General features: G+C 28.1%; 10 protein-coding genes. 9 read left to right on the plus strand and 1 reads right to left on the minus strand.

The window, feature by feature from the left end:
• Window positions 1–11 precede the first annotated feature (11 nt).
• The 8 genes from HGI79_RS18690 (at window position 12) to HGI79_RS18720 (ending at window position 12262) form a co-directional block, all read left to right on the plus strand.
• Window positions 12–1034, plus strand: coding sequence for a PD-(D/E)XK nuclease family protein (locus tag HGI79_RS18690; protein WP_185652200.1), 1023 nt, complete (start codon window positions 12–14; stop codon window positions 1032–1034).
• Between the two features lie 3 nt (window positions 1035–1037).
• A complete protein-coding gene (locus HGI79_RS18695; protein ID WP_185652201.1) occupies window positions 1038–2228 on the plus strand; it encodes a hypothetical protein in 1191 nt (396 codons plus the stop codon).
• Window positions 2229–2230: 2 nt separating this feature from the next.
• Window positions 2231–5695, plus strand: a complete 3465-nt coding sequence (locus tag HGI79_RS18700) for a hypothetical protein (protein ID WP_185652202.1) — start codon at window positions 2231–2233, stop codon at window positions 5693–5695.
• A gap of 6 nt (window positions 5696–5701) precedes the next feature.
• Window positions 5702–8425: an RNaseH domain-containing protein gene (locus HGI79_RS18705; protein WP_185652203.1), complete on the plus strand. Its 2724-nt coding sequence runs from the start codon at window positions 5702–5704 to the stop codon at window positions 8423–8425.
• A gap of 81 nt (window positions 8426–8506) precedes the next feature.
• Window positions 8507–10225, plus strand: a complete 1719-nt coding sequence (locus HGI79_RS18710; RefSeq protein ID WP_185652204.1) for a hypothetical protein — start codon at window positions 8507–8509, stop codon at window positions 10223–10225.
• A gap of 502 nt (window positions 10226–10727) precedes the next feature.
• Window positions 10728–11624 carry a DUF4351 domain-containing protein gene (locus HGI79_RS18715; RefSeq protein ID WP_185652205.1) on the plus strand — a complete coding sequence of 299 codons (897 nt, stop codon included), beginning with the start codon at window positions 10728–10730 and terminating at the stop codon, window positions 11622–11624.
• Window positions 11625–11759 (plus strand): hypothetical protein, encoded by a 135-nt coding sequence (locus tag HGI79_RS23370; protein WP_278046729.1) that lies wholly within the window; start codon window positions 11625–11627, stop codon window positions 11757–11759. It begins immediately after the preceding gene.
• 251 nt (window positions 11760–12010) lie between these two features.
• Window positions 12011–12262: a hypothetical protein gene (locus tag HGI79_RS18720; RefSeq protein WP_185652206.1), complete on the plus strand. Its 252-nt coding sequence runs from the start codon at window positions 12011–12013 to the stop codon at window positions 12260–12262.
• A gap of 248 nt (window positions 12263–12510) precedes the next feature.
• Here HGI79_RS18720 and HGI79_RS18725 read toward each other — a convergent pair whose 3' ends face one another.
• Complete coding sequence (locus HGI79_RS18725) at window positions 12511–13872, minus strand: Na+/H+ antiporter NhaC family protein (protein WP_185652207.1); 1362 nt, start codon at window positions 13870–13872, stop codon at window positions 12511–12513.
• Between the two features lie 173 nt (window positions 13873–14045).
• Here HGI79_RS18725 and HGI79_RS18730 point away from each other — a divergent pair, with 173 nt between their 5' ends.
• Window positions 14046–14309 carry a LysR family transcriptional regulator gene (locus HGI79_RS18730; protein ID WP_185652208.1) on the plus strand — a complete coding sequence of 88 codons (264 nt, stop codon included), beginning with the start codon at window positions 14046–14048 and terminating at the stop codon, window positions 14307–14309.
• Window positions 14310–14324 lie beyond the last annotated feature (15 nt).

Genomic DNA, 14324 nt, shown 5'->3' on the forward strand with positions numbered 1-14324 from the left:
TAGGTGTTACAATGAGTTACTATCCAAATTATAAAAGAACTTTTAAGTTTGCGGTTCCGTTTTCAGCTTCTTTTACAAAATTTAAGCAATTTGGTGAGTGCGAAAGAAAGTACGCATTAAGTACCTATGGTTCATGGGATGCAGGTGCTGCTGCATTGGGAATAAACATTGATGATCAGATTGAAATAAAGAGATTAAAAAAAATAGATACCTTAGATATAGTCTTAGGCACTGCTGTTCACGAGGTTATGGCTTACACCGCAAGGAAGAAGAAGGAAGGTACTTTAGATATAGATAAATGTACAGAAGAAAACATTGCAATTGGAATAAAAAATAAATATGAGAATATGAAAAATAAAGCTATTAAAGCAACTGAAGATGCACTAAAAGGAATGGTGCCAGGTAGTGATGAAAAGATACTTAATGAACTTTATTTTGATAATGAAGATGCTAAGATTCAGCAAAAACATTTTCAAGAGAAACAGATTAAAATCATGAACAAACTAAATCAAATAGTAAAAGGAATTTATAACAGCGATATATACAATGAATTACTTAGCCATGATACGGAGATAAAACTAATAGAAGTAAGTAAGTTTCCTAATATTAAACTTTTTGACACTATTATTTATGCAAATATAGATTTAGCTTATGAATTTAAGTATAGCAAAAATGAAATAATAGTTGATTGGAAAACAGGAACTCCTGATTATAAAAATGAACGTAGTCAGCTTGTGTTATATGCATTATTCTTAGCAGAAAAATTTTATAATGGAGATTATTCAAAAGTATCAAATGTATTTTATATAAATGAATATTTAGCTTCAGGAAAAAGATATACTCACATTGTTTCAGAAAAAGACATTATTGAGTTTAAGGAAACTTTGAAATATAACATAGATATTTTAAGGAGTAAATTAAAAGATCCAGACAAAAATATACCCTTTAATATAATTGAGTTCAGGAAAGCAGAGAAGGACTCCATTTGTAAATGCTGTGAAATGAGAAATGTATGTGGAAGGATGGGTGAGTAAAAGATGGAAGAAAAAAATGATTATTTAACAGAAGAGCAGGGGATGAAACATATACAATATTATTGTTATAGTTTAGTTAAGATGATGGAAGATAATCTGTACTTCGGAATGATGACTGACTGGACAAAAGCTTCTGTACTTCTAAATATGTACTCAATTAAAACCAAGGCAGAAAAGAGTTTTCCAATGACAATGGATGAACAAACTAATATCTTACGATATTCAATAAATACTTGGGGCATAGGACATTTTAGTGACATTGAAGGAATAGATATGCCATTAATTATAGATAGTTCTGAAGATATTATTTTAAGCGATTTGGCCATTACCTTAGCAAGACAATATAATAGAAATGCTGGAGCAGAGGATTTAGAAAAAATTAAGAAGCTCTGTAGGGATGGATATCTTAAATTAGCTTTATATGCTAGGTGCAGAGAATTATTAATTAGGAATCCATTAGTAACAGAAAAAGATTTTATGTATATAGAGGATGAGTTACAAAGTTTTATAGATAAACAAGGGGAGTTGGTAATTAGCCAAACATTTGGCGGTTTAAGTATTATAGATGTTATTGAAAATCATTATGAAGAAATTTCTATTGATCCAAGTAGCAAGGAGAGTATTTATTTATGTCCTTACTGTGGTTATCCCTTATCATATAAGAATAAACGAAATTCTATCGGTAAATATGAAAAACATTATTATTGCATATCATCAGCATGTCTTAACAGAAAATCCATAAATAATAAAAAAGAAAAAATACATAATAAAAATCAACGTCTTTTTAAACTAAAGAAAGATATTATGTATTCCGTAGTAATTCCAGGAATAATAGAGGTTAATTTATATGACTATTTAGAAGAAATAAAAGATAAGATTAATGCAGAAATTGAACTATATCCAGGTGCAGATAAAGCAGATGTACTAATAAAATTTAAGCATGGAGAAGTATGGGCAATAGATGCAAAGGATTGGATTAACCCTAATGAACTAGCAAATAATCTGAATTTTAAAGGATTTATGAAAAATCTATACAACTCAGCAAATTATAAAATTACTACAGGTTTTTTAATTTTGCCTGAAGACGTAAAAGATAACTATATTAACGTGTTAAAGGCAAAATGGAAAGATGCGTATAAATATAATATTTTAAAGATAAACGAATTTATAAAACAATTAAAGGAGATGTGTTAGTATTGAGAATACCCTTTAATAAGCATTTTAATAAAATTTTTAATAAGCTAAGGGCTGATATTACAAGGTTAGCTGGTGTAGATATTAAGTCAAAATATATAGAAATTGATACTAGAACATATAAAGTAGGGAGAGTAGTTTCAAATATTTGTAGTGCTGAAATAGTATTTAGTTTTATTTACAGTAGCAAAAAGAAAGAAATACAGATAGATGATATTTTTCAACTATTCAGAGTTACAGCAAATTCTGATGTTCCATATTTTGATGATTATGACAAGAAAATGGTTACCATATTGCAGAATACACTATATCATTGGAGTTATAAGAATTCATTAGAACAAGTTTTTGCAGAATATGAAAAGTACCCTAATGAGTGGAAGATACTTAATGTTAACAGGTTAAATGGAAAGTTAAACAGTATATCTATAAAAACTGATGTGAGTTCTTTAGATAGATTTAAGGAGTATATTTCTGAATTGGAAAGACCCCTTGCTCACGAAAACAGAATAGGTCTTATAGATGAAAAGGAATTTAAAAATAGTGATTTAAAACATATTTATTATAAAGATTCTAATGGCAAAAATGAAGTTCATATAGAACTAGAGGATAATTTGATTGCTTATTGTAAAGATAAATATAGATTTCAGCTTATAGATACGGAAGCAAAACAAAATGAGGGCATAAATATTAATAAAGATGATTTGATAGCCTGGGCCTGTGAAATGGATGAAAAGGATAAAGTATTTAAGCTTAAAAATAATTGGGAAGGTAGAATAAAAGATCTTGTATTTTCAATACCTTCAGATAAAGGACTAATAGATAATAAGAATTTATATATAGATGGAATCCTTCACACTGTAGGTGCACTTTCTGTTGGAAAATCAACTTTCACTAATATATGTACTTATGGGATTACAAAACATAAGGGAAAGATAGTCACTATTTTTTTAAATACAGTTTCTGATGTTTTTAAGTCTATTGACTATTTTAACATGCTTCAAGTAAAAGCAGTACCTTTTTTAAGCATTAATCAAATACATGAACATGCAAATCAATATATAACTACATTAAAAACACAACATGAAATCTTTAAAAATAGAAAATCCTTTAGATATATTAATGATAGCTGTATGTTACTAAATACAAAATTAGATTCTGAGAAGGAATTAGCTGAAGAATGGCCGCCTTGTAATGGACTTTATATTAAAGAAGAAAATAGCAGAGGAAATATCATAGATAAAAAAATAGTGTGTCCATTTATCAGTATTTGCCCAAAGTATAATAATATAAGGGATCTAAATGAGGCTCAGGTGATTGTTACTACTATTAATAGTGCGGTACAAGCTTACTTACCTTTTCCTTATACAGATAAACACATGACCATATTGGAATATATTATGCGTAAAAGTAACCTTGTCTTTATTGATGAATCAGACCAAGTACAAGCAAACTTAGATGCAATGTTTTGTAAGGAGTTAATGCTCTATGGAGACAAAAATATATTTTATCGTGAAACAAAAAATAGAGTCATGGAGTATCAAGAGCAGGGAGATGTACCAGATGATGAAAACATAATTCAATTTATTAGAGGTACCACTAACGTTGAGTACTTTACTACTAATGTAGCAAATTTTATTACTACTACGGTTCAAGTAGATAAATTGTTTAAAAGGAATATTTTTGATGAAATCGTAAAATCGCAATTGCTTTGGAGAGATATGTTTGATGAAGCTATAAATGTTAACAACAATATAAAGAAAACCTTTGATAAAAATACAGAATTAAGTAGTTTATACAATAAGGCAAGAAAAGCATTTATTAATACATTTACTAGATTTCAGAGGGATTTATTAAATGGAGAATCAGCTAGAGATAAAAATAATGTTGTGGAGGACCTAAGAATTATTGCCGCTAATTTAGCTGACGAATCTAAACTAATTTTAGATTTACAGCATTTATCAAATTTTAAATTAAATGAATTGCTATTATGGGAAGATGAAGAAAAGTTAAATAGAGAGGATTTTAAAGAATTAGATGGCTTATATAGTAATTGGGAGAAACCTTTAAACCAGATAGTAAGCCGTTCTATGGAAAAGCTAAAATTTATAATTGATCTTTATATGTTGGAACATAAATTAAAGCATGTTCTTGAAAAATGGGATTTAGTTAAAAAAATTGATTCTAGTATAATAGACGGTAAAAATGGTAGTCCAGGAGGTTTAAGAAAGGAATTTGCAGGTTTAGTTCCAGTGATCCCTATTGATATGAATTATGGTTTTATCATAAAAAAGGATAACGGTAAGATAAAAATTAGCTATAAGAACATTGAAGGAGTAGGTAGATGGATATTATTAAATTTTGATAAGCTCTACAGTGATCTTGATGATATAAAAACAAATTGTATATTATTATCTGGTACTTCTAATATGAAAACTTCGCCAAAATATAATATTAATTTACCTATAGGATGTTTGCTAAGAAAACCACAAGTAAAAAAGACAAAACTATTTATGTATTACCCTGCTTCAATAGCAGTGAAGGTTTCTGGAACTAAATATATACAAAAAAGAGAAGCCTTAAAAAATGTAGCTAATAAGCTTTTTGATGAGTCTCTAAGTATTGATGGAAAAGCATATTTAGAAGGAGTATATGATAGGTTAACAGAAGGAAGAAAACGTGTATTGTTCTCGTTAGGATCATATGATGACTGCAGAATTTTTACAGAGGAACTTAGTGAAAACATGAAGGATGCGTTTACTTTAGTTAAAAACGGTAATTTAAATTTTAACTCTAAAAATGAGATTGAAAGAAGTAAGATTGAAGATATTGCTAAATATAATATAAAAGCTATGGCTATACCGCTTGGAATAGGCAGAGGATATAACATAAACACTGAAATTTTAGATTATATAAATGAATTAAAAGGAGAAGAGGCTACAAAGTCTGTTGCAGCAATTGAAGCAGCCTTCTTTATAAAAAGGCCTTATTATATTCCTAATGATATTAGTACTATGGTTTCTTGGTTTAATAATGCATATGTAAATGAGATATACGCTTATACAAATAGAGAATATGAAGATATCAAAGAGTTTCATCATTATTTGCTTTCATCACTTTATAAGGCGGAAAGTGAATTTGAAAATATGTTTGGATATTCATCCTTATCTGATTATGCTAGAAACAATTTATTGGGAGACACCATAGTTGATGTTTTTCAATTAGCTTGCAGATTGATAAGGGGTAATGTTAACGCTGAAGTTCATTTTATGGATTCAAGTTTTGCGCCTGGTACGGCAGCTAATGATGAAGGAGATACTGTAAAGACAAGTATGCTTATAGGTTGGAGAGAAATGATTAAAAATATGATCTATAAAGCGACTAGCATTTCAGAAGGTCAGATAGCAGAAGAGTTATATTATATGCTTTTGGAAGGATTTGAGATGTTAAATTTAAAGGAAAGAGGTTAGTTTATAATGCCAAAATCTAAGAATAAAGAAAATTATGTTGGAAACATGTTTAGTGCTATTCCATTAAAAATAGAGGAAGATTCATTAATTATAAGAGATATATATGTAGTGTATGTATCAGAAGAACTATGCAAGTGTCTGAGTTTTACAATGAAAAACGTAATAAATGGTTTAAGTAAATTAAAGGATGGAAAAGCATTTTCACCCTATAAGTTTAGCATGGCTATTCAAAATTTAAATTATGAGGTAGTAGCAGCACAAAATAATTTTTTAAGTAATAATGGTGAATGGATATATCTATTGGAGGAGCCAGATATAGAACTTTTAAGGTTTCAGTTTAGAAAGTGGTGCAGATATAACTTAGACGATAGCCAAATTGAATACATAAATCATTGTATTGATGAGATTAATATTGAAAAAAGAGATATAGTTATACCTCCAAATCCTCATAATAATTTGAATGAAAAAGAAAAGTTTTATCTATATAAGCTTTACCCTCAATATTTGACACATATATTAAGTGGAAAATTAAAAGTAAATGTGCAATCTGTAAAGGAGAATAAAGTATCAAAACATAACTTCTATAAACTACAAAACAAAGAACAAAACCCAACAATGATTGCGCTACCTATTAAACATCAAGGAGATGAAGGTTATTGGACCTATAGTCTGGATATATTTATAAAAAATATAGCAGAAATAAACTATCCATTTATTTTTCTGAATTTAAGAGTTAACCGCTTTTTTAGTTACATTCCTAATGGGGTAAAAAAAGAGCTAAATGGAATTGCTTACAACAAATGCAATGATGGCTATGAGGCTATAAAGATGCCTTTAGTGTATTATGAGAAAGAAGAACTTTGGAAGTGGAAATATGACCTATCAGTTGGATTTAAATCTAAATGGTTAAATTCCATCAATAGTATGTCAGAGCAACTATCAGGTGAAGAAAAACAGCAAGAACTGAGTAATGATATTGGCATTGGTTTTATTTATGGAAGCCACATTAGAAAAAAACATAAGATTACACCAAGGTCTAGTGAATATGATGAACAAGCTGTATTTAATAAAGTTCTTGATTTACTAAAGAGTGAAGAAACTAAAACCAATGTAAAGTATGAAGATTTTATGAAACTAGAAAATATATATGCTACCTTAGATAAAGGTGTGAATAAGGACAAAAAGTTTAGGCTTTCGCAGTTGCCAGATTTCATGGAAATAGATGTTATATATTCTACAGAAGCATGGATTAATTATTTAAAAGACGGATTTATTGAGCTTTTTCAGTCAGAAATATTTGCTGATCCACATGGTTTTGCTAAAGCTAATGATATTAGTTTTAACGATAAAAATCAGGAGTTTACTATAAAATATAAAGAAAATAAAGAAGAGAAAAACAAAAAAATTCGTTTAAATCTTATAAGAATAAATCAAGAGGAAAGATCAAAATTTTTATTTAAATACAATAAAGGCGAGCTGAGTTCATTTAAAGGGTTTATAAATGTATATATTGAGAAAAGTGAAAAGATTAAGGGAGTTCTATTTGAGTTAGAGTATGCAATAGAAACAGCCAAGGGTATTAGAAAGGTATTTGATAATAATCATGTTGATCCAAAATCCATAATTAGAAACTTATTAGCTCAAAATAACTATGTTTCACAATTTATAACTTATCAACAAAATCCGTATTATGAAAGTATTGAAGAGAAAGGGATTAAGAAAAAGTATAAGGATGAACTCATTAAATATATGAATGGAATAAAAGACTTATTTAGACAACTTGGTATCATTGGTAAAAGTGTATTTAAAGAAGATAATAAAGATAACCCGATTCTAGTAGGTTTATGGTTTATGTCTAAATATAAATCTACTTTTGAATTTGGAAATAAGGACAGGTTGCTACCTCAAAAGTTAACATTACCTATACTTACAGCAGTTATAGATAACAAAGTAAAAATAGCACTTTTCTCTGGAGAGGTTTTCGCTAATCATAGAAGAATAGGTAAGAGTTTTAATGTTCAATGGGTGGATTACTCAGAAGGTATTATAAGTATATCAAAAAACTCAAAGATATTTGATGAGTTAAATGACTCCTATGCAAAAAAGCTAAAGAAGCAGTTCATAAATAATGCATTAGCTTCAATCTATGGCTCTTATCCTCAAAAACAAATTATTCTTTATACCAATGCTCAAAATTCTAGACAGTATATTAGTGGATTAACAAATGACAATATATCTGATGAAGATTTAGATCTTGACTTGGAAGATGTCAAAGGAGAGTTTTGGGAGAATACCGTTTTAATTCGTTTAGTTACTGAAGAGCAAAATGAAACTCCAGGATGGATACATATAGATAAGGATGGGTTGCCACTATATAAACTTTTATGCCAAGGTGCATTTAAAGTAACTGATAGAATATATTATCTTATAAATGCAAAAGGGGATAACCATTCTTATAGTGCTGATGCTAAAGAATTTGATATTAATAACACTGGACTTAGGATGTCTGTATTGGAAGTTGGAGTTTTTAGAACAAAAACTGAAGATGTCAAGAAGTATGTTAGCTTAACTGAGATACTACGTTCAAGGTCAATGGCTGTAAACTTTGCAACTCCTATAAGGTTACCTCTCCCAATACATTTAGCAGCTTCGGCTTATGAGTATGTGAAGGCCTATTATGATGAATATTTTATTTGCAAGTGGTTGGATAGAAAAAAGGAAGAACAATAAGATGGTTTTCACAATTTATTAGGAATATAAATGTGTAAATATACTTATTATGAAAAGTTTTATAGGAACGGAGATTTTATTATGTACGATTTTATTAACAGAATAGATTTGCAAAAGATAAAAAGTAATGATGAAATAAAAAATAAAAATCTTGAAGAATACGTTAATAGATATTTGTTTAATTTGTATGGGCGAGTTTTAAAATTATGCTATCAACATAATAAAATGTTTGATGTAACTAGGATTCAACAAGAATATTTTGGAGCCAATTTAATAGTACCTATAGTTGATTCTTCAGATAAAATTAATGAATTAGAAAAAAATGTACTAAGTAAGTTACCAATTGAAGGAAACTGTGAACTAAATAGAAAAGAAGACAAAATTGCCGTAATAAATTTTATGTTACAAGAATATAAGCACATGCTGAAGAAAGAGTTGGTACAATGTAACAAAGAAGATTTGTTTATTATATTTTATATGATATCAAGTATGTTAAGCTATATTTCTATGAATAGTGCTTATCTTTTTAAATATAAAGCAACTGACGCTGAAAAAAAAGATATAAATATTTCAAATTTAATAGTTGATAGTATTGGATTGATATATCATGAGGCTGAGTTAGAGATAGGTAATATGCTTGGTGCAGAAAAAAAGAGTTGTGAATATCTTGTTAGTTTTATTTTGAATGAATATGTAGATGATTTTGAGCATAAAGGAAATAAACTGAATATTGATAACATTTTTTTGATTACAAATAAAATCGTCGAGACCTTAGCAATAAAGAAAAGCTTAAGTAATCTATATCATTATGGTACTAAGTTAAATATAGAGGAAAATAATTTACGGGTAAGTGATGATTTTAATGATAAGTTAAAATTGTATTTTGACAATGTCTATACGTCAAATATTGATATAAGTAGTCCAGAAGTAGATGCAATACTTATGGAGTTTGAGAGAAAAGAAGGATATTCTATTAAAATATTAGAAGATTATGTTAATAAATTACATGATAAAAATTTAATAATAGAATGTGCAGGGAATATTGTTGAGAATAAGTTTCTATACCATGATATATGTAAATCTACTGGTGCTAGTATAGAAAGCACATATAGAGTAGTTCAGGCGATTTCTTTAAGAAAGTCTGAAGAACATATGGATCACAATATTTTTTCAACTGATAATAGAATCTTCAGAACACCAATTGTAAAAATTGGAAACCATTTTCTTCTTTCTCATAATTTATTAGTTGAAGCTGCTCATTATCTTAGATACAGGATTTTAAAGAGCGAGCTTTCTAAAGATGCTGGAGTGAAAGATAAGATAGAAAAATTGTATGATGAAAAAGAGCTTAATGATTTACTATTATTGATTAAAAAATATGGTATCACCGGCGATATTAATTTCAAATTTGAGGATTTCAGTGAGCTTAAGACTCTATTTAAAGGAGGTGGCATAACTAAGGAGATAGATTTCTATTTCATTTTTAATAAAACTCTATATATTATGGAATATAAAAATCAAGATATAGATAGAAATGTTTATGATGTTTGTAAGACATATAGTAGAAATGAAGGATATTTAAAAAAACATTTGAGAATGGTGGACATTGTAAAGAAAAATAAATCTTTGATGGAAGATTTTCTAGGTAAAAAATTTGATAATTTAAAATCATTTTTGGTTTTTAAGTACAGGAATTCTTTTCCTGACTTTTATAAAGGAAATGATGTATTTTGTTGTAGTTATAAAGAGTTTTATGATCGGTGCAAAGAGTTAATGGAATCTCATAAATATAATATATAGTTTTAGTAAAACTTATAAATAATTGTAATGTGTATTACTTGGATTGTGAATATATTGGTATTGTTAATTCTTGCTAAAGCTTTTCGTGGAGAATTGGGGACTAACAATCCGGAGGAAGAAAGTGCTGTGGAGCTTTTGAAGGAAGTATTGAAAGAGAAAATACAAAATTAAATAATGTATATAAAAAATAGTTTATTTTAAAAAAGGTTGATAAAATACAAACTAAGAAATACTTAGTGCTGCTAACACTAAGTATCCTTAGAACATTTATTTAGTTTTAGGGCTATTGGATAAAATTAATAAGAAATTAATTTAAGGAAAAAGTGCTAATCGTGTGAGGATGGGGCACTTTTTTCTTTGCTTTTAACTTCTATATAAGTAAGTCTAGAATTTAAGAACTGTTTTATTGAATTTATAATAAGAACAAATGTTTGTATAGGATCTGAAAATTATACCAATACTATAGTTAAGTAAAATTTGGTATAATTAAAGGAGATTTATTATGGATTATCAAAAAATTGAGGATTCAGTTTTAAAAAGTGCTATGGATTTTTTTAGACAAAGTGCAGTTAATTTTTTTGGTATAAATACTAAAATAACTGCACCAGCAGAAACTGAATTAAAAGACATAAAAATAAATACAAATATTATGGACTACACTTTTTATACTGAGGATGGCAGTTATCTTCATTTCGAATTTCAAACTACAAATAAAGATGAGGACATAAGAAGATTCTTGCTGTATGACGCATCTTTATATTGTAAAAGTAATAGAAAAATAAGAACTATAGTTGTATATTCAGCAGATATAGAAAATGCTAAAACTTATGTAGATGCAGGGAACATAAAATATAGCACCGAAGCATTTTATATGAGTAGTATAAATGGGGATGAAAAATATGACGTTCTTAAGGGCAAAATTGAAAATAATGAAGAACTTACTGATGAGGAAATATTAAGTCTTACATTTATACCATTAATGAAAGGAAAATTAACTAGAGCAGAAAGAACCTTAAAGAGTATACAATTAGCGGATAAGATAGAAACAGGTGAAAAAAAGATAAAGTGTCTTACAATGCTATATGCACTTCTAGAGAAATTTGGAGATGAAGAAAGTAAGAAAAAATTCAAGGAGGTCTTTAACATGACTGAGATAGGTAAAATGATATTGGAAGATGGAATTGCAAAAGGGATGGAAAAAGGAATGGAAAAAGGGATTGTAAAAGGAAGAGCTGAAGGAAAAGTAGAGCTTTTGCTGAAGCAATTAACTAAAAAATTCAAAAAGATACCGGAAGAATATAAAAAAAGAATAAAAGAATTGTCAGATGAAACACTTGAAATAATAGGATTAGAGATATTTGATATGGAAGATATTAAAGAGTTGGAGAAATATTTTTAAATGAGGTTAATGTATGTAGATAATTTTAGTGAAAAATCATCTTCTTGGAGTAATGGCGGAGTTGCTTTCTTAGATCTGCATCCAAACCATAAATGTCAAACCCTTGGTAAAATGTATTTGATAACGAAAGAGTAATTTAATAATATTCAGAAGTAGGAAAGTTTCTGAGCTATAAAATAAGCTGAAGGAAAGTCTTCAGCTTATTTTATAGCTCATTTCTATATAAACTTAAAAAACATTCCACATTAATGTGGATATTTATATTAGTGATTTCTAAAATTATTTTAACCTCTCATATATTGGTTTTAAAATCAAAAATACAAACATATTTTAAATTAGTTATTATTTTTAAATTAAAGTATTTTTGATGAAAGGTATAAATCAGTATGAAGAATATTAATATACAAAGGCTTTTTAAAAGTAAGAATACAGGAAACATTATTATTCTAATAGCTTCAAGTTTACTATTATATTTACTTATCTCAATATACTTTACTAATCATTTCTTTTTTAATACAGTGATAAACGGAGTAAATGTCTCATTAAAAGCATATGATGATGCAGATGATATAATTAAAAATTATGTTAAAGATTATAAGCTGCAGTTAGTAGAGAGAAGCGGAGAAGCGGAGAAGTAGAAGAAATAATAGGACAAGATATAGGAATGCAATACAATGAAAAAAATAGTATTTCTAAAATTTATCATAGGAGAAATCCATTCAAATGGATTATTTCATTAAGGCTATCCATTCATGAATTTTGAAGCAGAATAGAACTGAGATGTTTGTACTCGTAAATATAAACACCCCAGTTCTATCTAAAAGTATGGTTTGCTATATTTCAATAGGCTAAATTAGAATATCAGGAAATCCTTAAAAAAACAAAATTATATAATTTTTTTATAATCATAATCATTTGCTGAAAATTTACTGCTTTTTATTTCTAAAATCTTAAGATATAAGATGTTGATTATTGGAATAAGATACAAATAACAAGCATAAGGTATAAATCCTGTACTACTCACTCCCATCGTCATAGTAGGAACAAAAGCTGCTATGTTCCAAGGAATAAGTGCAGCTAATACCACTCCTGTATTTTCCAAGTCTATAGCTAGTTGAAATCTATGAATATTCTTGTCTTCATAGCTCTTATTCATAAGATTATGTGTTAAAACAGTGGAAATAGACTGATTGCACCCAAATGCTGCAGTGACAATGCTAATAATAGTTGTATAAATGAATAGCATGTATCGAGTTTTGGCCCTCATCAAAATATCTTCAATGTTTTTCAGCATATTTGTTCCATTAAATATACCAGATAAGGCACAAGATATAAAAACAACCAAAGATGCTTTCCACATAGAGATAACTCCACCACCTTTAAGGATGTTTTGTAAAGGACTAGGTGAGTCTAACTGAAAGCCCAAAACTATAAATCTTAAAACCTCCATTGGCTTATAGTGTTGAAATATTACAGCAATAACGGAAGCTGCTGCAATGCTAACAAGCATAGATAATTTAACATCTATTTTAAACAAAGAAAAAATTAAAATTATTATTGCCGGTAATAGAATAATCCAGTTGATTTTAAAGATAGTTGTTATTTCAGTATCCATCTTATTTTGTATAAAGTTTATTGGCTCTTGCAGCGAAAAAATTAAGTAAATAATTATTGATAAAATAAATGGAATTACTGATGTTTTAAACATATTCTGTATATTTGTATAAAGATTTGTTTTGGTTAAATTTGCAACTAAATTTGCACTAGAAGACATTGGAGAACATCTATCACCAAAATAGGCACCTGCAATTATGGCACCTGCAGCAATATTTATATTTATGTTTCCACTTTTAGCCATTAAAATTAATGCTATACCTACAGTACTTACTGTTCCTAAAGATGTACCTAGGAGAAAAGATACAACACAACTTAATATGAATGTATAAAGAATAAAAAAGTTTGGGTTCATATATTTTATTCCATAATATATTATTGCTGGAACTGTTCCTGAGGCCATCCATATACCAGTGATTACTCCAATTAAAAGAAATATTTCTAAAACTACAAAGGCTTTTTTTCCCCCATTAAAGGACATTTTAATTACATCACTTAATGTGAATCCTCTTCTCAATGAAATGCATGTAAAAATAAAAAAACCAAGTAACAAAGGATATCCTACAAATATTCCCTTATAAATAGAAAAAATTAATGCACAAAATGTAACAAACATGCTGATAACTATATCCATAATAAATTCTCCTTCATTAAAAGTTTTTTTGATTTTGTTAAAACGCAATTTGATGGTTAAAAATACTACAAATATGTTTAGTTTTATGTTAACATGTATGGTGATATCATACAAACGGATGGTTCACATAAATACAATCGGATATACCGATACGTGTAGAATGGAGTATTGTCATGGAATTCAAACACTTAAAATCTTTTGTGGTAGTTGCTGAAACTCTTAGTTTTAGCAGGACAGCGGAAATTCTAAATTTTGCTCAGTCCAGCATATCAGATCAAATTCGATTTCTAGAAAATGAATTAGGTTGTAAGCTATTTGAACGCTTAGGTAAGAATATCTATTTAACTAAGGAAGGAAATAAATTGTTATCCTATGTGTTGATTTCCACTTTGTTTTATCCTACTTTTTTCAAGTTATTTTATCCGGCTAAATTTTAAATTTACACTTTAGGT

This window comes from Clostridium sp. DJ247, assembly GCF_014231265.1.

What these genes read in the sequence shown, in the direction of transcription:
- HGI79_RS18690 (WP_185652200.1), top strand. Translation starts at nt 12, where the DNA reads ATGAGTTACTATCCAAATTATAAAAGAACTTTTAAGTTTGCGGTTCCG.
- HGI79_RS18695 (WP_185652201.1), top strand. Translation starts at nt 1,038, where the DNA reads ATGGAAGAAAAAAATGATTATTTAACAGAAGAGCAGGGGATGAAACAT.
- HGI79_RS18705 (WP_185652203.1), top strand. Translation starts at nt 5,702, where the DNA reads ATGCCAAAATCTAAGAATAAAGAAAATTATGTTGGAAACATGTTTAGT.
- HGI79_RS18710 (WP_185652204.1), top strand. Translation starts at nt 8,507, where the DNA reads ATGTACGATTTTATTAACAGAATAGATTTGCAAAAGATAAAAAGTAAT.
- HGI79_RS18715 (WP_185652205.1), top strand. Translation starts at nt 10,728, where the DNA reads ATGGATTATCAAAAAATTGAGGATTCAGTTTTAAAAAGTGCTATGGAT.
- HGI79_RS23370 (WP_278046729.1), top strand. Translation starts at nt 11,625, where the DNA reads ATGAGGTTAATGTATGTAGATAATTTTAGTGAAAAATCATCTTCTTGG.
- HGI79_RS18720 (WP_185652206.1), top strand. Translation starts at nt 12,011, where the DNA reads ATGAAGAATATTAATATACAAAGGCTTTTTAAAAGTAAGAATACAGGA.
- HGI79_RS18725 (WP_185652207.1), bottom strand. Translation starts at nt 13,872, where the DNA reads ATGGATATAGTTATCAGCATGTTTGTTACATTTTGTGCATTAATTTTT.
- HGI79_RS18730 (WP_185652208.1), top strand. Translation starts at nt 14,046, where the DNA reads ATGGAATTCAAACACTTAAAATCTTTTGTGGTAGTTGCTGAAACTCTT.